The following is a 19,020-nucleotide window of genomic DNA, read 5'->3' on the forward strand; positions in this document are numbered from 1 at the left end:
TATAAGGAATTTAAGAAAACGGGGGTATTAGTATCCCAGTTTTTGTCTTTTATAAATCTAATTATTTGTCTTTTCTGTTTTTTTGAAGGAAATAAAAAGCAGTTCCTAATTGGAACCGCGAAAAATTATTATCTATATCCATTAAGTCATTAGAGATACTATATCTTACAAATACTTTTGATGATGTAGAAATATCGAGATAGGCCATAAATTCTATAGTGTTTATCCAATTGCTTTTTTCATTCAAAACACTTCTGAATTCTATATCGTCAGTTAAAATTTCATTGAATGATAGTTTGTCAGAAACAAAGATTCCATACCTTTTTTCTGGAAAGAAATGGAGTCTCAATTGTGAAGCCCATTCAAATGAATTTGTGTTTTTTCCTTCTTCATCTTCTGTAAATCTATATCCGCTTCTGGCGAACTCAATACCTGAATCAATAAAACCATTAAGTTTTAAGTTTTGGTTTTCAAAAGCTAATAAATTGAGATTTCCCCCTACAGAAAAATTCCTATATTGATAGAGACTCAAATTATCAAAACCCCCATTTTCAGGGAGTAAAAATTTATTGTTTTCTTCTATTTTAGATAATAAGACCTTACCATCTAAATATTCAAAAAAACCTCCTCCACCTCCAAGAAAATCACCTCTCGCTGTATTGATATTAAATCGCTTTGAAATTTCGGTTTGAATAATCCCATTAGGGTTATCTTCTTCTAATGCGCCTATTAAGTCTGAATATACAACAGCTTCAAGAATTTTAGTAGATTCTTCTTTATATAAATTTGATGATTTTTGATTCAAATCCAATAATATTTTCTGCTTAGAAGGACTAATATCATTTGCATTAACATCTATAATTCTTTGATAATCTATAATGTCATTTACAAACATAAAAGGTTTTACTTTTTCAGTTGATATAGGGATGTAATTAGGGTCTACTTTAGATGATTTATCCTCTCTTTTTACAATGAAGTTTTCCCCATTAGGAAATACTTGAGTATCATGAGTCTGAGTAGGGTTGGCTTTTATCGAGTAATCATAAAGGCTGTACAGTTTCATTAATCTAAAACCTCTTAGATTACTTATTGAAGAAACACCAATAGAATATTTATTTACAAATGTTATATCAATACCATCCAGTTTACCTCTTACCTCTATTTTTTCGATAAATCCCGAATAGAAAGATATCTCTACAACTGGATTTTCAAGCTCACCAATAACGGTGTCAAAATTTTTGACACTTTTTTTGCCTATACCTAAAAATCCTTTATTATTTTCACCATTAGAATGCTTGATGCTAGCATAAACATCTATTTCTTCACTTTTTAAATTTATAGTTGCAACTTGTGGGCGTTCATTTACTGTAAATAGATAAGAAGCTATCTCATTGAATAAGCCTTTTATTTTATCCCTCTGATTAATAGTATAATTATAATTGCTAGGTATCATCTTCTTTTGCAAAAGAGTTAAGAAACTATTCTTCAATTTTGCTTCAAAAAGGCTATAATTAAAGGGCTTTAATGAGAATTTAACTATTTTATTACTGTTACCAAAAGATTCAATGACAATATTAGTAAAACCATTCTCATTCTGAGATACTTTTATGATTACATCATCAGGAATGGCGCCAGAAGTTAATGTAATGTTAGATTTATTAAGCGATGATTGATATTCTTGAGAAAAAGAATAATTATAAATCATCAATAACATTAATAATAGTAGTAATCTTTTCATATTTCTTGATTTTAAAATGAATTTTTTTCTGCTAGGTGGTTGATAGACCTTGCTAATTTATTTGTTAAAACAGCATCATACAATACTTAGAACTGGGTATATTTTAGAAAATATTTAATTCATTTTAAAACAATAGTAGCTACTAATTGTATCATTACAATTATCGATGATAAGGCACTTCTAAGTCCAAAGTGTTTTTAAAATAAGTCATTCCTTATAAGGAATTTGTTAAAACTATGTTTACTTTTTTCTGTAACTCAGGTACAATCAATTCTTCAAACCAAGGGTTTTTAGCACGCCAAAATCGGTTAGTTGGTGATGGATGTGGAATAGGAAAATACATGGGTAAATAACTTTTATACTCACCAACGGTTTCTGTCAAGGTTTTTTTGGCTTTCCCTTTTAAATAATATTTCTGGGCATAAGCGCCAATCAACAACACCATTTTTACATTTGGCATTTTACTTAACAGTTGCTTGTGCCATTGTGGTGCGCATTCTGGTCGAGGTGGTAAATCTCCTGTTTTTCCTTTTCCTGGATAACAAAACCCCATAGGGATAATGGCAAATTTTTTAGTGTCGTAAAAATCCTCGTCAGTTACATTAAGCCACTGTCGTAACTTCTTTCCACTTTGGTCATCCCAGGGTACACCAGAGGCATGTACTTTTGTTCCTGGTGCTTGGCCAATAATTACAATTTTAGATTCTGGATGTGCTGTTACTACAGGTCGTGGACCCAATGGTAAATGTGCTTTGCAAATGTCACATTGATTAATATGCTTTAGCAGGTCTTTCATTTTATCAACCTAATATAGGATATAAGATTGCTTCGTATCCCGATAGTTATCGGGATTCCTAGCAATGACATAAATTTATTTTTTCTTTAGCGGAGTGCCTTCAAAAAATAAGCCTTCAAATCCTGTTTTCATAAAATTACGAATATTTTGATGACCTTCGCCATTTGGGTCTTTTAACACATCTTCAAAATAAAATTGCCCAAAACATGCTAATGTTTCTTCTTTACTTAAATTTTGGAGTTTTGCAAATGCTAATAATTTACAAGATCCTAAATTTTCATCCTTGCTATTTTCTAACACCCCATTTTTAAAAGTCGTTGGTGTAAAATTATAGTACGTTTCTATAACCATCATGGTTTCTGAAAAGGCAACTTCTGTTGAATTGTTTTTTAGCTTATTTATAAATACTTCTATATTCATTTTTGTTATTAGATTCTTCAGTTCGTTCTGTATAGCATTCTATTTTTTACCTCCAACAATAATTACCAGTTCTCCTTTTGGTGGTTTATTGGCATAATACTCTAAAACTTCTTTTGCAGTACCGCGAATGGTTTCTTCGTACAATTTGGTTAATTCCCTAGAAACAGAAACAGGTCTGTTTTCACCAAAATACTCACAGAAATGACTTAATGTTTTTATTAGTTTATGTGGGCTTTCATAAAAAATTAAGGTTCGTGTTTCTTCCGCTAAAAGCTTTAAACGGGTTTGACGCCCTTTTTTTACGGGTAAAAACCCTTCAAACACAAACTTATCGTTTGGCAAACCGCTATTAACCAATGCAGGCACAAATGCTGTAGCTCCTGGTAAGCATTCTACTTCAATACCATGCTCTACACAAGCTCTAGTCAATAAAAATCCTGGATCTGAAATGGCTGGTGTTCCGGCATCACTGATAACAGCAATAGATAGCCCAGATTTCAATTTTTCTACAATGGCATTGGTCATCTTATGCTCATTGTGCATATGATGACTTTGCATTTGTGTGGTAATCTCAAAATGTTTTAATAATTTTCCTGAAGTTCTGGTATCTTCAGCAAGAATAAGATCTACATCTTTTAAAACATCAACAGCTCTAAAAGTCATGTCTTTTAGATTGCCAATAGGAGTCGGAACTAAATACAATTTGCCCATATTTATTTTCCACTAATGTGGGAATCTATTAACTGAATTTAGCCTCAATAAGCTCTATAAAACGTGTTTCGTACTCGTCTTTGCCTTCCCAATAATTATAATCTGGTTTTACTAAATCGGTAATAAATTGGTTCGCTTCAGCTAGAGAAGTTGATGTATTAATTTGAGAAATAACACGGTCGTAATCTTCGTTTTTTCCTTCAAACAAATGCTTAATAAACGCTAATTTATCATTCAATCCTATTTGTAGACCTCCGCTTTTTAATTTATCGTTAAGTGATTTTTTCTCTTGTTCTACTTCACGTTTTTGCGCTTCTTCAATAGGTTCAAACTCAGGAATCTCAGCAAAGTCTTGAGAAATATTTTCAAACTCTACCGTTTTAGGTTGCTCAACAGCTACGGTGGTTTCAATTAAATCATCAACCGCTTGCGTCTCATGTGGCATCTGTGCAACCATGTCTTTTATCTTCTCCATTAGAGGTTCCATAATGCCATCATCTTCTCGTTCATCGACATTGATATAAACCTGATCTTCTACCTCAACAGTATCACTTATTTTATTGTTGAAAGCCGTATCTAACATATCGAAAAATGAAGAATCATTACCAATTGTTGGCATATCATCTTCAAAATTTTCTTGAGCAAATTTTAATACTGTAAGCTTTTCGTAAAGTTTTGCAACCTCTTCATGCATACGATCCACATCTTCTCTTCCTTTTAATTTTAGAATCCTATGTGCTATACTAACTAATTCTGATTCTAATTTCTTTTTCATTATAATACCTTTTGATTTTTAATAAATTTGCGCCACCTTTATACAAACGAAAAATGATTGCATTTTAGTGCTAAAATTACAAAATGTTTCTCGAAAATACTGTAAATCATAAAGAACAATTTGGTTGGATCGAAGTTATCTGTGGATCTATGTTTTCTGGTAAAACAGAAGAATTGATTAGAAGACTTAAACGTGCTCAATTTGCACGTCAAAAAGTAGAAATCTTTAAACCTGCTGTAGATGTACGTTACGATGAAGACATGGTAGTCTCTCATGACGCTAACCATATACGTTCTACACCAGTGCCAGCAGCAGCAAATATTCCTATTTTAGCTGATGGTTGTGATGTCGTTGGTATTGACGAAGCTCAGTTTTTTGATGACGAAATTGTACGTGTTTGCAACGATTTGGCCAATAAAGGGATTCGTGTTATCGTTGCAGGTTTAGATATGGATTTTAAAGGCAATCCTTTTGGGCCTATGCCAAACCTTATGGCTACAGCAGAGTATGTAACTAAAGTGCATGCTGTGTGTACAAAAACAGGAAATTTAGCGCAATACAGTTTTAGAAAATCTAAAAATGATGATCTCGTGCTTTTAGGTGAAGTTGAAGAATATGAACCGTTAAGTAGAGCTGCATATTATAAAAGTATGCTTAGAGAAAAATTGCGTCACATGAAGGTTAATGATGCTGAAGAAATAAACGCTAAAGACAAAAATTCTGATGCCTAAAGCCCAAGAAACTATTCTTGAAATAGATCGATCTGCGTTAACGCATAATTACAATTACCTAAAGTCTAAATTACAATCCAAAACTAAATTTTTAGCTGTAGTTAAAGCATTTGCTTATGGTAATGATGCTGAAAAAATTGCAAAACATTTGCAATGGCTTAATGTCGATTATTTTGCAGTAGCATATACTAGTGAAGGTGTTGCGCTACGAGAAGCTGGTATTACCAAACCTATTTTAGTATTGCACCCGCAGATTGTAAATTTTAAAACAATTATTAAACATTGTTTAGAACCGAGTTTATATAATACAAACGTTTTAAATGCATTTATAACTGTTGCTAATGAAGAAGCGCAGACCAACTATCCGGTTCATATAAAATTTAATACAGGCTTAAACCGATTAGGATTCTGGGAAAGCGATGTCGATTATATCATCAATAAATTAAAAGCGACGTCTTCTATAGTAATCACTTCTATTTTTTCGCATTTAGCAGCAAGTGAAGATGCTAATGAAGCCGATTTTACGGTAAATCAGATTAAAAGTTTTAAAGTCATTGCTACTGAATTTCTTTCAAAATTAGATTATAAACCCTTGTTACATTTATGCAATACATCAGGCGTTATTAATTATCCTGAAGCTCATTTAGATATGGTACGTTGTGGTATTGGCCTTTATGGTTTTGGTAATTCCGCTAATGAGGATAAATATTTGAAGCCTATTGCAAGTCTTAAATCTATTATTTCTCAAATTCATAAAATAGAGCCTAATGAGACTGTAGGTTACAATAGAGCTTATGTTGCTAAGACTTATGAGAAAACGGCAACAATTCCTATAGGCCATGCCGATGGCATTGGACGTCATTTAGGCAACGAAAAAGGTTATGTAATTATTAATGGTCAAAAAGCATCAATAATTGGCAATGTTTGTATGGATATGATTATGGTAAATATCACAACTATTAATTGCAAAGAAGGTGATGAAGTGATTATTTTCGATGGAAACAATAAAGCAACTGATCTTGCTACATCTTTAAATACCATTTCTTACGAAATTATTACTTCAATCTCTCAACGCGTAAAGCGCTCATTTATAGAGTGATTCTAAAATTTTATTTAATATAAGTGTTGTAAATGTTAAAATTTTAACTAAATTGCTAGACAATACTAACTAAATACATTTTATCATGTTAAAAGAATTTAAGAATTTTATTATGACAGGCAATGTGATTGATTTCGCTGTTGCTGTAATTATGGCTGGTGCTTTAGGCTCTGTTATCAATGGTTTTGTTAATAACATCGCTATGCCATTTGTAGGCTATTTTGCTGGTGGTATGAACTTTGAAGACATGCATTATGCAATGGATGGAAATGAATATGCAACACTTGCTGCGGCTAAAGAAGCAGGCGGAGCGGTAATTGCTTATGGAGCGTGGATTAACACTATTGTTAATTTAATCATAGTAGGATTTATTATGTTTTTAATAGTAAAGGCTTATAATAAAACTAAAGCTCCTGCTGAAGAGCCAGCTCCTGCAGGACCATCTGAAATTGATTTATTAACAGAGATCAGAGATTCATTAAAAAAATAAAAGTTAATTATATAACATATTGTTATTTCTTGTTAAAAGACCTTATTTATACTATTAATAAGGTCTTTTTTCATTTAATTTGCGCACCATTAAAAAAATGAAAAATGAAAATAGCCATTGTTGGTGCTACAGGTTTAGTTGGTAGTGTAATGCTTAAAGTTTTAGAGGAACGCAATTTCCCCTTAGATGAATTATTAGTTGTCGCTTCACAGCGTTCTGTAGGTAAAGAACTCACCTTTAAAAATAAACAGATAAAAGTTATAAGTATTCCTGAAGCCATTAAACAGCAACCAGACATTGCCTTATTTTCAGCTGGCGGAAGCACATCTTTAGAATGGGCACCTAAATTTGCTGAAGCAGGTGTTACTGTAATTGATAATTCTTCGGCATGGAGAATGGATTTAGAAAAAAAATTAGTGGTGCCAGAAATTAATGCGCATACATTAACTAAAACAGATAAAATTATAGCAAACCCTAACTGTTCTACTATACAAATGGTAATGGCATTAGCACCACTTCATAGAAAATATAAAATGAAGCGTGTTGTTGTATCTACATACCAATCCGTTTCTGGTACAGGAATAAAAGCTGTTGAGCAATTAGAAAATGAAATTGCTGGTATAAAAGGAGAAATGGCTTATCCGCATCCAATTCATAAAAACGCCATACCACATTGCGATATTTTTGAAGAGAATGGTTACACCAAAGAAGAAATGAAACTCGTTAGAGAGACTCAAAAAATATTAGACGATAGAACCATTGCAGTTACAGCTACCGCAGTACGCATACCAACTGCTGGCGGTCATAGTGAAGCTGTTAATGTAGAGTTTGAAAACGATTTTGATCTTGCTGAAGTTAGACAAATTTTAGACCATACAGATGGTGTTACTGTACAAGACAATTTAGAGGTCAATACCTATCCAATGCCAATGTATGCTAACGGAAAAGATGAGGTTTATGTAGGTCGTATCCGCAGAGATGGCTCACAACCTAATACGTTAAATTTATGGGTAGTAAGTGATAATCTTAGAAAAGGAGCAGCTACAAATACAGTACAAATTGCAGAGTATTTAATTAAAAATAACTTAGTGTAAGTTTATACTGTTAAATATATTACCTAACCCACTTAAAATATAAGTGGGTTTTTTATTCTTACTTTTGTCTGGTGCTTCATGTAAAAAACATATCATTTGGATATACTAAAACTAAGGTTTTAGAAACTATCGATTTCAAGGTTAATTCTGGTGAAAATACAGCCATTATTGGAGAAAGTGGTTCTGGGAAAAGTACATTGCTTAAACTCATTTATGGCGAATATGATTTAACTCAGGGAGAAATATTTTGGAAAGGTCAACAAATTCTTGGTCCTAAATATAACTTGGTTGTTGGTTATGATTTTATAAAATATGTTACTCAAGAATTTGATTTAATGCCTTTTACAACAGTTGAAGACAATATTGGTAAACACCTTTCTCGGTTCTTCCCTAAAGAAAAGCAACAACGCACAGATGAGTTAATTAAAGTGGTAGAACTAGAAGCTTTTGCTAAAACAAAAGTAAAAACTCTTAGTGGTGGACAAAAACAACGTGTTGCGCTAGCTAGAGCCTTGGCTAAACAGCCTGAAATTTTATTGTTAGACGAGCCCTTTAGCCATATTGATAATTTTAAAAAACAATCGTTAAGGCGTAGTGTTTTTAACTATTTGAAAGAAAAACAAATTGCTTGTGTGGTTGCTACCCATAATAAAGGTGATGTTTTAGGGTTTGCAGATAAAATGTTAGTATTAGAAAATAAAAAAATTATTGCTCAAGACACTCCTATAAATCTTTATAACAATCCCAAAACACCTTTAGTCGCTTCTTTTTTTGGAGAGTTTAATAGTATTGAACCTTATGGAATTGTTTATGCGCATCAACTCAAAATCGTAAAACAATCCCATTTAAAAGCAATTGTAAAACAGGCTTATTTTAATGGTAATGATTGGCTTATTGAAGCATTGCTTAATAAGCAAACTATTTTTTTTCAGCACAATAAAGCACTTGACTCTAAAACTTTCGTTTTTTTAGAAATTTCTATATAACTTATTTATTCTTATTAGGAATAAATGGCATTTCAGAATCACAATAATAATCGTTATTGTGCTTTCTAGAACAATCTGTTTTTGGACTTATCGTTGATAAAACAGTTTTTTTACAAAGGCCAACAAATCTTTTTAAGTTGTTTAATGTTGTTTTCATAATTATTTGTTTTCATAATTATTTGTTTTCATAATTATTTGTTTTCAACGTTTGTCAAAAAAAATACGATTACCTTACAAATCAGAGGCTTATAAGTGCTTAAAATAAATCCTCTTTCTCACTATATTCTAATCCGTTTGGTAATTCAATGGATGAAAACTCTAAATGCAATACACGACGATGTTTTTGTATTTTAGTTTCTGAAGATGCATGTAACAATAAGGGTTTTAATAACTGTACTCCGCCTGATGAAACTTCACTTATAAATGGAATTGAGTTAGTGCTAATCAATTGGATTTCATCATCACTTAAACGTTTATTGTGAGACCCAGGAATAACTTTTAATGCGCCATTCTTCACTGTAGTATCATCCAAATGAATTCTCATAGAGAATATGTTTTTAGAAATAGCTTCTGGAGGACAAACACTAATTACCCCTTTTTTATTGGTCCATGACGAAAAATCTTTTGTCTCAACTTTCTCTAAAACATTAATAGGTACGTCTTGATGCCATGTTACATACCAATTATCTTTTGGTGATTTATCAAAGAAAATAGCTTTGGTTAAAAATGCATTATTATCTATTGACTTTATCAACTTCCTAAAATTCTTATTGAAGAGAACTTCTTTTAATTCTGGCATCTTTTTTAGCACCTCTCGCATACCAAAAGTTTGTTCGTTGTGCGTTTTAAAATAAGTGTTAAACTTAGATTTCAATTTTCTAATATCTCTTTTAGAATATACGTGGTTTAAAACTCCAAAACCTTTATATTCTAATCGTTTAGCAATAGTTCGTAAATTTTTATCATTAATTTCTGTTTCATAAGCATCAACCGCATCATACAAACGTTCTTTTATACTTCGTTTTAAACGTTCAGGAGCTATAACTTTAACAGCTTCACCTAGTCCTAATATTTCTTTTTCTAATTCAAAGTTTAATTGTACTTCTAATGAAATAGTAACTCCATAATGATCTCTACTTACTTCTTTTTGAGAGCTGTGAAATGGTTTCGTCAGCATATAAGGAGCGTGTTTATGATTAATATAAAGTAATACATTTTCTGTTTCTAAAGTAGGGCTTACAGAAACTCCGATAGCATTTTTATAATAAGTTTCTGTATTAAAACTAGTATCATAAACATAAGCTGAATCGCTCTTTTTAATGGCAATAATTCTATCGAGCGCTAAATTCATAATCCCTTCACTCTTTCTTCGCTTACCAATGACAAACCACCTGTTTCTATATTCTTTTAGTAAATAGGGATGATAAGTAAACGTACTTTCTTGGCGAGCTTTAAACGATTTATACGTGATGTCAATAGCGCATTTTTTTAATATAAATTGATAGAGTTCATCCAAAAACTCTAGGCCTTTTAAGTTTTCATTTTTTTCGAAATCTATAAGTGATTTTTCTTGAGTCTTTTGAGTATAAACATGATCTTCAAGTTTTTGAACCATACTTCCTAAATCCGAAAAATGAGAAAAGCCTTGAAATTGTTTTAAAAAAGATACTGCTTCAGAAAGTTTCGTTAAATCTTGATTAGATATCGGGCTATTTGTTATACTATAGTCTTCGTCTTCGTACTTATAAAATTTACGATCGTAAACAACAATTGGTGCATTATAACCCAACTTATCACTTCGCATCATTTGTATATCCAATTGTATGGTTCGTTTACTTACATCAACATCTTTTCCTTCATACTCATAAAGCGCATCAGAACAGGCTTCAATTAGATCGTTTAGTGTCCATTGTCTAAAATTATTTTGCAAACATTTATCAATAGTTTTATATCTAATCAATGCATTTTTATTTACCGCCATTTTTAAAAATCTCTATTTTAAACTAAAATATAAAATAACTACGCAATAATTTTGCGTAGACATAAAAAAGAACTCAAATATTAAGTCATTTCTAAATTATTTGCATTTTTCAAAAAAATATAATACTTCGTATTATGCGTAGATATTTTTCATGATTTAAAAAATAAATTTTGAAAAGTCAAAAAATAATCTAAATCTTTGCAGCGCATTTCAACCAAAACACAAGTTGAATTAAAATTAAAAATTATGAGTTTATTTATAACATATCAAAACGATCCGAAAGGCATAGAGCCTTTTGTGATGCTTCGTGATTATCGTTAGATAAACTTTTTCAAAATTATAAATGAAAAATCCGAAGCAATCTAAAACTGCTTCGGATTTTTTGTTTTCAGTCATTAGCAAGCCTGCTAAAACAATTTCCAAACAGTTATTACAAAACAAATCGCATTATCATGATGAGCTTGTAAAAGTATCTCATTTCAATGCAAATTATTAAAACATAAAAAACAATGGACACGAATTTGTTAAACAATTACGTGCTTAAAGCTATAAATGCTTATCCATACGATTTAGAAGAAACCGTAGAGAACCTAAATTATGCTTTGTCTTACGAACCAAACAATGCCTATGCATTATACCTCATGGGACGTTTACAGGCAGAGCAATTTGGAGACTACGAAAAAGCAAAAGCCTATTATGCTGAAGCTTTAGCTAATAAAATGGATTTTCAAAAAGTGTACTCTAGATATATTTTAGTATTAATCTGGAATCATGATTATGAAGAGGCACAAAAATTAATCGACTTTGCCTTTACAGTTAAAGGCATCTACATAAGTGAAATACACTTATACCAAGGTTATGTTTATGAATGCCTTCAAAAATATAAAGATGCATTAAAGGCTTTAAAGCAAGCAAAAAAACTTGGTTACAATAACAATTTTATAAGCTTTATTGAAAGTGAAATTAAAAGAATTAAAAATAAAGTAAAGCCAAAAAAGAAAGTGAAAACCAAGAGTAAAAAGAAAAAAGGAAAGAAAAAGAAAAAATAATTTTTACTGCGCAAAAACATTGCGCAATAGCATAAAATATTTGCAGAGTAATTAATAAGAAGTCATTTGGAATCAGGCTTCAATAAGTAGTGCTCTGCCAGATACAGGAAGCTGGCAGAGCTTAATAAAAGTTCTTTAAAATATTAAAACTGGAAGCATTGAGCAATTGGTTGGCTCACCAGACTGAAATGCGTTTTTACGCATTCAGCGAATCCTATTTAATAAAATAGAAATCGTTGAGCTAAAATCTCGTTTCTGGCAGAACATGTAGGTTCGAGTCCTACTGCTTCCACATCAAGCAAGTCTTGTTAAGTGTTTCGGTATAGCGCTATTGTATAAATCCTTACGGTTTCGTATAAGGTTTTTATATTCAACTTGACTTGAAGGCTTCGGTTATTGGCCAAATAATAACCACCGTCTATCGGTCGTGGGTTCGAATCCCACTTCTGCAAAAGCAGAATAGTTCAGTCTGGTTAGAACAATAGATTCAAATGTAGGTTCGAATCCTACCAAGATCAAACGGTCTTGTGGCGAAACTGGTAAACGCGCTGTATTTCAGTTACAGTTTTGAAATGGACTTTAAATCCATATTTAAGAAAAGAAAACCAACTTTTATAAATAGGTTACCAAGTGCGTCTCACTTAAAACGGCAAAAAACAAAGTGGATTAAAACTGGTAAAAGCAACATGTTGTTTGAGCAGTCTAGAAAACACCTTGACATGCACATGTATTTTAAGAAACTTTAAGTATTCTTTTAAAGATTCATTATTTGATTTTTAATTTGAAAATCTTTCAAACTAAAATTGATTAATCATCTGCAAAACGATTCTTAAAAACACTTTAAATCGGTTGTATTTCCGTAGTTTGAAAGATGGTTTTTCTTTCACTTTGTTTTAATTAAGAATAGTCATTCTCTTAAAGAGAATTCTATTATAAATGTTTAACCGTTCTGATATAAAAAGAAAACATCAGAACTAAAATTTAGAAATCATGAACAGAGTAAGAATTCATGCAGGAATGGTAGGTTTAGTGTTTAAAAACGGAAATTATACACGTGTAATTACTGAAGGAAAGCATTGGATAAACTTTAGAGAACGTGTTATTAAATACAGCTTATCTCAAGCATTTAACGCGCCAAAAGCATTAGAGATCTTACTTAAAGATCAGGCTTTGGCAGCTATGTTAACAGTTATCGATGTAAAAGATAACGAGATTGTTTTGGTATATGAAAACAACAACTTTAAGCAGGTGTTAACTGCTGGTCGTTATACGTACTGGAATAGCTTGATCAACTATAGATTTGTAACTGTAGATTTAAGCAAAATCGAAATTACAGAGAGCATTGAAAAAGCAATCTACAACAAGCCTGAATTGCGCCAATACATCAGAGTATTTGAGGTAACTGCTTACGAAAAAGCGATTATGATTGTAAACGATAAGTTTGAAAAAACTTTAGAGCATGGTACGTATCATTTCTGGAGAAATGACCAAACCATTAAAATCGCAAAAGCCGATTTACGTCAATTACAATTAGAAATTGCTGGTCAAGAATTGTTAACCAAAGACAAAGCAACCGTTCGTATTAACTTTTACGCGCAATATAAAGTTACTGATATTGAAATTGCTTTAATGCGCAACAAAGATTACGAGAAGCAATTGTATATTATCTTACAATTGGCATTAAGAGCATTTGTTGGTGCTTATACTTTGGACGAATTGTTAGAGCAAAAGGAAACAATTGCAAATGCTGTTTTACAAGATGTAAAAACACAAACTAGCAAATTGGGTGTAAACATATTACATACAGGTATTAGAGACGTTATTTTACCAGGTGATATGAAAGGTATCATGAACCAAGTATTAATTGCTCATAAAAAAGCGCAAGCTAATGTGGTGACAAGACGAGAAGAAACAGCATCTACACGTAGCTTGTTAAATACCGCAAAATTAATGGAAGACAACAGCATGTTGTTTAAATTAAAAGAGATGGAATATGTTGAGAAAATCGCTGATAAGATTGGTGAGATTACAGTTGCTGGAAACGGAAATGTGATTGAACAATTAAAGGATATTTTCTCGGTGAATAAGTAGAACTAACCTGTAAGTTGAAAAAATACTTGCAGGTTTTTTTACAAAAAAATTACTACGCAAAAACATTGCGTAATACTCTACAATATTTGTAGTGTAATTAAGAAGTTAGAAACTATGAAAACAAAAATCACAGGAAACCATTTATTAGAATTGGGTTTTAAGCAAGGTAAATGGATGAAAGAAGCTATTACTTATATCAATGACAATGCATTAGAAGGTGAGGCTTTAACGAGTTACTTAAAGCAATTTAAGTTACCTAATCCAATTGCTTTACACGATAAACCATTAGCGTTTTCTATAAACATCAAGGCAGAGAATGAAGAGGAAAAAGACAATGTAGCTAAAGTCATTAACTCTATGCAAACCTTAATGAAAACACCGACATTGGTAGATGGTGCTATTATGCCAGATGCATGCCCAGCTGGTCCTGACGGAACGATTCCTGTTGGTGGTGTTGCGGTTGCTAAAAACGCTATTCATCCAGGAATGCATAGTGCAGATATTTGCTGTTCGGTGATGTTAACTGATTTTGGTAAAGTTGAACCTAAAGCCATTTTAGATGCCGCACATGCCAATACACATTTTGGTCCTGGTGGACGTGATAGAGATTCTCAATTTAGATTTCCAAAAGAATTGTTAGAGGCTTTTGAAGCCAACTACTTTTTAAATGATGGTAATATGATTCAAATTGCACGATCACATTTAGGAACTCAAGGAGATGGTAATCATTTCTTATTTGTTGGAACCTCTAAAAAAACAGGTAACACAATGATGGTAACACATCATGGATCACGAGGTCCTGGTGCACGTTTGTACACAAAAGGAATGAAAATCGCTGAACGCTTTAGAAAAGAATTATCACCAGACACAAAAAAACAAAATGCTTGGATTCCTTTTGAAACTGAAGAAGGGCAATCGTATTGGAATGCTTTGCAAGTGATAAGAAACTGGACAAAAACCAATCACGAAGTATTGCATAATTCTGTTGCTGAAACTTTAGAAATTGACATTGAAAACCGATACTGGAACGAACATAACTTTGTCTTTAAAGATGGTGATTTATTTTACCATGCTAAAGGAGCAACTCCATTAGATGCTAAGTTTATGCCAGATATTACAGGCCCAAGATTAATTCCATTAAACATGAGCGAACCTGTTTTAATTGTTGAAGGTGCTACAACTAAAACCAATTTAGGTTTTGCACCACATGGAGCTGGTAGAAATGTAAGTAGAACTCAGCATAGAAAAAGTAAAACTGGTACGACTATGCAAATCTTTAAAGAAGAAACACGAGGTATTGATGCACGATTTTTCTCAAAAAAAATTGATATTACAGAATTACCATCTGCTTATAAAAATGCAAAAGCTGTGAGAGCTCAAATGGACGAATTTGGTTTAGGAACTGTTATTGATGAAGTGATGCCTTATGGTTGTATTATGGCGGGAGATTGGCAGAAAAACGCTCCATGGAAAATTCGCAGACAGCAGGACAAAAGAAGTAAGCGATAACCTTATAATCTTAACCTACTTTATTTCTTAAAAGGAATAAATGGCATTTCAGAATCACAATAATAATCGTTATTGTGCTTTCTAGAACAATCTGTTTTTGGGCTTATCGTTGATAAAACAGTTTTTTTACAAAGGCCAACAAATCTTTTTAAGTTGTTTAATGTCGTTTTCATAATTATTTGTTTTCAACGTTTGTCAAAAAAAATACGATTACCTTACAAATCAGAGCTTTATAAGGATCTATATGATGTTTCTTTATAATATAGACCTCAAAAATTATTTACCAAAAAACATTGTCTTTCAATAAATTTATCTAACTTCATATTAAATAATTTAAACCAAACCCAATGCTTAAACCATCAACTTTATTTAAAATTCTATTTGTATGTATATTATTTGTAACCTGTGATGATGAGCCTCTAGAGGGAGAGTTTATTACTAACGAAGATGTTGCTGATGATGATGACACAGATAATGACGACAGTGACGATACTGATAACCCAGATGAGCAAGCATTTTTAGTATCACAAATAGTTGCTGATATTCAAGGCTTACAAACTGCTCTTATCATAGATTATACTTACGATTCTGAAAATCGTGTAATACGAGAACAAGCAAATAATGGTTTCTTTTTAGATTACACTTATGAAAACAATCAACTTGTTGGTACTTTATCTGGTAATGGTGTAGATAATACTGACGACATTATCGAAACTTATACCTACGATGATCAAGGAAGGGTCGCTACAGTTAATATAAATATCCCTGATATTAGTAATAATACCAGTAATCTTGTTTATAATTCTGATAATAATGTCATTGAAGTATTTGATGCACAAACCAATGAGTTAGACTCCAGAATTACTTTATCTGACGGTAATATTACAAGAATCGAAGAATTTGATGGAGAAGAGATAATCACATCAGAAACTATTACTTATGATAATATGAATAATGTTCATAGTGGAGCTAACTTAATAACAACAATCAATACTATTTATTCTGAAAACATTCCTAGCTCACCTTTTTTCTTTGGCAATAATAATATTTTAACTCAAGAATTTACTGAAGAGGGAGAAGTTGTTGAATTATATAGCTTTTCATATACATATAATGATGAAGGCTATCCAATTTCGGCAGTCGAAATATTTGAAGGAGATACTAACGAAACAGTAAATTACACTATAACTTATACCCCTGCGAATTAAGAATCAAACCGCTTTAACAACGCTGGCAAATAAAAGATGTCTGTTATTAAAGCAATCGCTACGGTTACAGCACAAAGCAATCCAAAATCTCTAACGGATGGTACAGCACTTGTGCTTATAATTAAAAAACCACCAACTAAAGCTATGGTTGTAGAAAATAATGCGCTACCTGTATAACGCATGGCATTATCCATTCGGGTTTCTGGTGAACCCACAACAGTTTTACTCTTTCTGTATTTATATACTAAATGAATCGTATCGTCCATAGCAATCCCTAGCATAATAGGAGTAATCATCGCTGTAGAAACATCTAACGGAATGTCTAATAAACTCATAAATATCGCCAAAATAGCTAAGGGCATAATATTAGGGATTAAAACCAACACTGTAGTTTTAAAGTTTTTAATAAATACCCAAAGGCATAAAAATGCCACAAAAAATGCTGCAAAAAAGGATTTAAACTGTGTCTCTAAAATGAAGTTATTTAACTGTGAAAACACTACTGAAAACCCATTGATTTTAAGCTCATAATCTTCCGTATTAAAACTGCTTTTAAAATCCGTTTCAATAGCAGATAAGACCTCTTCTAGCTCAGATGTTTTTAGCTCTTTTACTCCTAACGTAATGCCTGCGGTTTTAAAATCGTCAGAAAACAGTTTAAAGAACTCATCTCCATTATCACTAATCTCAGAAATAGTAGTAGTGATTTTTTCTTTAGAGACATTAGATTGAAATAAAATTGGAGAACGTTGTTCTAAAAACGATTTTACATTAACTACCGATACAGGTGAGGTCATTAATTGATTCGTATTCAATTTATTTTGAAATTGCTCTAACTGTTTCAATACATCTCGCTCTAGCATATTGCTATGTTTAGATGTAATATTAAGTTGTAATCGAGAGCTACTATTCAACTTGCTTTCAACCCATCGTAAATCGTCTTTTGCTTTTCCTTCAGCCAATAAGTCTAAAGAGTTGGTGTCAATTTTTACGTTAAACACAGAATATAACCCATACACTAAGATTAATGTAGAAACTACAATAATGCTGTTTTTATAACGAGATGTAAATGCATTTAACCAATCTATAGTTTTAGATTGACTATAGGCTTTTAAATTTAAAATAGGCTTAGACACTTTAAAGTTCATCGTCATAAAACTAAAGCCTATAATAGTAACTACATAAACCAAAAGAAAACTCAATACCAATCCAATACAAGTAAAAACTCCCATGTTTTTAAACGCTGGTAATGGTGAAATATACAGTGCAAAATAACCAACAAACGTAGTAAGCGTAGTGTAAAAACAAGGTGTAAAACTCTTTTTTATCGCCGAGGTTAGTAATTCTATTTTAGACAATTCTGAATTCGTAATGCCTTCTTTATGGTAGATATTAATAATATGCACCGCATCACTCACGCTATATACCATAAGTATCGTTGGTATAAGCATAGATATCATATTCAAAGCAAAACCTAGACTTGTAATTATTCCTAAAAGCAATACAATTGGAACTGCTACGGACAACAACGATACTATTAAATACCGTTTACTAGGCAATAAAAACAATAACATTATGGTAATAATAAGTACTGTTAACACACCAAACACAGTACTCTCTTTATAAATACCTTTACTATACGCTTCGTTTAAAACTGGTGCGCCAGTTATATAATAATCTTCATAATAGTTTTCAATGACTGTTCTAATTTCTGAAGCAATCACTTCTCGTTTTATTTCAATGGTTGGAGTTGGTTTTAACTGAATGTAGAAAAATAAGTTTTTATAATCTTCAGTCACCAACTGCTCTGTAATATTTGGCAATTTTGAAAACAGGTTTTTTAATCCTCTTTCACTTCGTTTTGAAGTATAGAGCTCATCAAAATTAATTTTATCATTGGCGTAAATAGGATATTTAGCTTTTGCTAAACTGAATGATGTTTTTACATACCAAAGCGAATCTATAGATGCGTGTAAATCCTTAAGGCGGTTAATTTGTGTTTCTTCTAATGCATTTTCAACCGGAAACATGGTAACAAAAATCTCATCAGATCCAAACTCTTCTTGATAATTGATATACGCTCTATAGTTAGGGTTATCCTCTAAAAACCATATCGATAACGAATTGTCTACATTTAATTTGTTTAAGGTTTGGTAGCCCGAAAGTCCCATTAAAATAGCTAGAATTGCTATAATCGCAATTCTGAATTTAATAATAAACGTTATTGTATTTTGAAGTTTGTTCATCATATCATTCCTGCGTCCGCGTGTCGCCAAAGCTTTAGTGGAGTCGCAAGGCAAAGAATTTTTTTATTAATTATAATTAAGCATTTCTATTATAGT

19 protein-coding genes and 1 tRNA gene are annotated in these 19,020 nt (G+C 31.8%); 11 read left to right on the top strand and 9 right to left on the bottom strand.

What is annotated here, in order from left to right; all coding sequences use genetic code 11:
• Positions 1–61 precede the first annotated feature (61 nt).
• The 5 genes from K8Z87_RS02115 to K8Z87_RS02135 all read right to left on the bottom strand — a co-directional run bounded on the left by K8Z87_RS02115 (position 62) and on the right by K8Z87_RS02135 (position 4,440).
• Positions 62–1,738: a hypothetical protein gene (locus K8Z87_RS02115; RefSeq protein ID WP_227475823.1), complete on the bottom strand. Its 1,677-nt coding sequence runs from the start codon at positions 1,736–1,738 to the stop codon at positions 62–64.
• Between the two features lie 214 nt (positions 1,739–1,952).
• Positions 1,953–2,534 (bottom strand): uracil-DNA glycosylase family protein, encoded by a 582-nt coding sequence (locus K8Z87_RS02120; RefSeq protein ID WP_227475824.1) that lies wholly within the window; start codon positions 2,532–2,534, stop codon positions 1,953–1,955.
• Between the two features lie 75 nt (positions 2,535–2,609).
• Positions 2,610–2,954 (bottom strand): HopJ type III effector protein, encoded by a 345-nt coding sequence (locus K8Z87_RS02125; protein ID WP_227475825.1) that lies wholly within the window; start codon positions 2,952–2,954, stop codon positions 2,610–2,612.
• A 39-nt stretch (positions 2,955–2,993) separates the two neighbouring features.
• Positions 2,994–3,665 (bottom strand): 16S rRNA (cytidine(1402)-2'-O)-methyltransferase, encoded by a 672-nt coding sequence (gene rsmI, locus K8Z87_RS02130; RefSeq protein ID WP_227475826.1) that lies wholly within the window; start codon positions 3,663–3,665, stop codon positions 2,994–2,996.
• A 28-nt stretch (positions 3,666–3,693) separates the two neighbouring features.
• On the bottom strand, positions 3,694–4,440 hold the full coding sequence (locus tag K8Z87_RS02135; RefSeq protein WP_227475827.1) for a hypothetical protein: 747 nt from the start codon (positions 4,438–4,440) through the stop codon (positions 3,694–3,696).
• An 83-nt stretch (positions 4,441–4,523) separates the two neighbouring features.
• Between K8Z87_RS02135 and K8Z87_RS02140 the strand changes: the two genes are divergently transcribed.
• The 5 genes from K8Z87_RS02140 (at position 4,524) to K8Z87_RS02160 (ending at position 8,840) form a co-directional block, all read left to right on the top strand.
• Complete coding sequence (locus K8Z87_RS02140; RefSeq protein WP_227475828.1) at positions 4,524–5,171, top strand: thymidine kinase; 648 nt, start codon at positions 4,524–4,526, stop codon at positions 5,169–5,171.
• On the top strand, positions 5,164–6,270 hold the full coding sequence (gene alr, locus K8Z87_RS02145) for an alanine racemase (protein WP_227475829.1): 1,107 nt from the start codon (positions 5,164–5,166) through the stop codon (positions 6,268–6,270). The genes K8Z87_RS02140 and alr overlap by 8 nt, the downstream gene beginning before the upstream one ends.
• Positions 6,271–6,355: 85 nt before the next feature.
• Positions 6,356–6,760, top strand: a complete 405-nt coding sequence (mscL, locus tag K8Z87_RS02150; protein WP_227475830.1) for a large conductance mechanosensitive channel protein MscL — start codon at positions 6,356–6,358, stop codon at positions 6,758–6,760.
• Between the two features lie 104 nt (positions 6,761–6,864).
• Positions 6,865–7,854: an aspartate-semialdehyde dehydrogenase gene (locus K8Z87_RS02155; RefSeq protein ID WP_227475831.1), complete on the top strand. Its 990-nt coding sequence runs from the start codon at positions 6,865–6,867 to the stop codon at positions 7,852–7,854.
• 71 nt (positions 7,855–7,925) lie between these two features.
• A complete protein-coding gene (locus tag K8Z87_RS02160; protein ID WP_227475832.1) occupies positions 7,926–8,840 on the top strand; it encodes an ABC transporter ATP-binding protein in 915 nt (304 codons plus the stop codon).
• Between the two features lies 1 nt (position 8,841).
• On the opposite strand, the gene K8Z87_RS02165 is transcribed toward K8Z87_RS02160, so the two are convergent.
• On the bottom strand, positions 8,842–8,997 hold the full coding sequence (locus K8Z87_RS02165) for a hypothetical protein (RefSeq protein WP_227475833.1): 156 nt from the start codon (positions 8,995–8,997) through the stop codon (positions 8,842–8,844).
• 99 nt (positions 8,998–9,096) lie between these two features.
• Positions 9,097–10,821 (bottom strand): WYL domain-containing protein, encoded by a 1,725-nt coding sequence (locus K8Z87_RS13970; protein ID WP_317207415.1) that lies wholly within the window; start codon positions 10,819–10,821, stop codon positions 9,097–9,099.
• Between the two features lie 343 nt (positions 10,822–11,164).
• On the opposite strand from K8Z87_RS13970, the gene K8Z87_RS02180 reads away from it, so the two are divergent.
• The 5 genes from K8Z87_RS02180 to K8Z87_RS02200 all read left to right on the top strand — a co-directional run bounded on the left by K8Z87_RS02180 (position 11,165) and on the right by K8Z87_RS02200 (position 15,470).
• Positions 11,165–11,317, top strand: a complete 153-nt coding sequence (locus K8Z87_RS02180; protein ID WP_227475834.1) for a hypothetical protein — start codon at positions 11,165–11,167, stop codon at positions 11,315–11,317.
• A gap of 13 nt (positions 11,318–11,330) precedes the next feature.
• Positions 11,331–11,870, top strand: a complete 540-nt coding sequence (locus K8Z87_RS02185) for a tetratricopeptide repeat protein (RefSeq protein WP_227475835.1) — start codon at positions 11,331–11,333, stop codon at positions 11,868–11,870.
• A gap of 151 nt (positions 11,871–12,021) precedes the next feature.
• Positions 12,022–12,162, top strand: a tRNA-OTHER gene (locus K8Z87_RS02190).
• A gap of 698 nt (positions 12,163–12,860) precedes the next feature.
• Positions 12,861–13,961 (top strand): slipin family protein, encoded by a 1,101-nt coding sequence (locus tag K8Z87_RS02195; protein WP_227475836.1) that lies wholly within the window; start codon positions 12,861–12,863, stop codon positions 13,959–13,961.
• A gap of 114 nt (positions 13,962–14,075) precedes the next feature.
• Positions 14,076–15,470 carry an RtcB family protein gene (locus K8Z87_RS02200; RefSeq protein WP_227475837.1) on the top strand — a complete coding sequence of 465 codons (1,395 nt, stop codon included), beginning with the start codon at positions 14,076–14,078 and terminating at the stop codon, positions 15,468–15,470.
• Between the two features lie 20 nt (positions 15,471–15,490).
• Here the strand turns inward: K8Z87_RS02200 and K8Z87_RS02205 are convergent, their stop codons facing one another.
• A complete protein-coding gene (locus K8Z87_RS02205) occupies positions 15,491–15,643 on the bottom strand; it encodes a hypothetical protein (protein WP_227475838.1) in 153 nt (50 codons plus the stop codon).
• Between the two features lie 174 nt (positions 15,644–15,817).
• Between K8Z87_RS02205 and K8Z87_RS02210 the strand changes: the two genes are divergently transcribed.
• Entirely contained in the window at positions 15,818–16,678 is an 861-nt protein-coding gene (locus tag K8Z87_RS02210; RefSeq protein WP_227475839.1) for a hypothetical protein, read from the top strand.
• On the opposite strand, the gene K8Z87_RS02215 is transcribed toward K8Z87_RS02210, so the two are convergent.
• Entirely contained in the window at positions 16,675–18,954 is a 2,280-nt protein-coding gene (locus tag K8Z87_RS02215) for an efflux RND transporter permease subunit (protein WP_227475840.1), read from the bottom strand. The two genes, K8Z87_RS02210 and K8Z87_RS02215, sit on opposite strands and share 4 nt — an antisense overlap.
• Positions 18,955–19,020: the final 66 nt, after the last annotated feature.

It is taken from the genome of Winogradskyella immobilis, from assembly GCF_021887715.1.
In the GTDB taxonomy this organism is placed as follows: Bacteria; Bacteroidota; Bacteroidia; order Flavobacteriales; family Flavobacteriaceae; genus Winogradskyella; species Winogradskyella immobilis.

Excerpts from the sequence above, each read along its gene's own strand:
- K8Z87_RS02115 (WP_227475823.1), bottom strand. The coding sequence starts at position 1,738 with ATGAAAAGATTACTACTATTATTAATGTTATTGATGATTTATAATTAT.
- K8Z87_RS02120 (WP_227475824.1), bottom strand. The coding sequence starts at position 2,534 with ATGAAAGACCTGCTAAAGCATATTAATCAATGTGACATTTGCAAAGCA.
- K8Z87_RS02125 (WP_227475825.1), bottom strand. The coding sequence starts at position 2,954 with ATGAATATAGAAGTATTTATAAATAAGCTAAAAAACAATTCAACAGAA.
- rsmI (WP_227475826.1), bottom strand. The coding sequence starts at position 3,665 with ATGGGCAAATTGTATTTAGTTCCGACTCCTATTGGCAATCTAAAAGAC.
- K8Z87_RS02135 (WP_227475827.1), bottom strand. The coding sequence starts at position 4,440 with ATGAAAAAGAAATTAGAATCAGAATTAGTTAGTATAGCACATAGGATT.
- K8Z87_RS02140 (WP_227475828.1), top strand. The coding sequence starts at position 4,524 with ATGTTTCTCGAAAATACTGTAAATCATAAAGAACAATTTGGTTGGATC.
- alr (WP_227475829.1), top strand. The coding sequence starts at position 5,164 with ATGCCTAAAGCCCAAGAAACTATTCTTGAAATAGATCGATCTGCGTTA.
- mscL (WP_227475830.1), top strand. The coding sequence starts at position 6,356 with ATGTTAAAAGAATTTAAGAATTTTATTATGACAGGCAATGTGATTGAT.
- K8Z87_RS02155 (WP_227475831.1), top strand. The coding sequence starts at position 6,865 with ATGAAAATAGCCATTGTTGGTGCTACAGGTTTAGTTGGTAGTGTAATG.
- K8Z87_RS02165 (WP_227475833.1), bottom strand. The coding sequence starts at position 8,997 with ATGAAAACAACATTAAACAACTTAAAAAGATTTGTTGGCCTTTGTAAA.
- K8Z87_RS13970 (WP_317207415.1), bottom strand. The coding sequence starts at position 10,821 with ATGGCGGTAAATAAAAATGCATTGATTAGATATAAAACTATTGATAAA.
- K8Z87_RS02180 (WP_227475834.1), top strand. The coding sequence starts at position 11,165 with ATGAAAAATCCGAAGCAATCTAAAACTGCTTCGGATTTTTTGTTTTCA.
- K8Z87_RS02185 (WP_227475835.1), top strand. The coding sequence starts at position 11,331 with ATGGACACGAATTTGTTAAACAATTACGTGCTTAAAGCTATAAATGCT.
- K8Z87_RS02195 (WP_227475836.1), top strand. The coding sequence starts at position 12,861 with ATGAACAGAGTAAGAATTCATGCAGGAATGGTAGGTTTAGTGTTTAAA.
- K8Z87_RS02200 (WP_227475837.1), top strand. The coding sequence starts at position 14,076 with ATGAAAACAAAAATCACAGGAAACCATTTATTAGAATTGGGTTTTAAG.
- K8Z87_RS02205 (WP_227475838.1), bottom strand. The coding sequence starts at position 15,643 with ATGAAAACGACATTAAACAACTTAAAAAGATTTGTTGGCCTTTGTAAA.
- K8Z87_RS02210 (WP_227475839.1), top strand. The coding sequence starts at position 15,818 with ATGCTTAAACCATCAACTTTATTTAAAATTCTATTTGTATGTATATTA.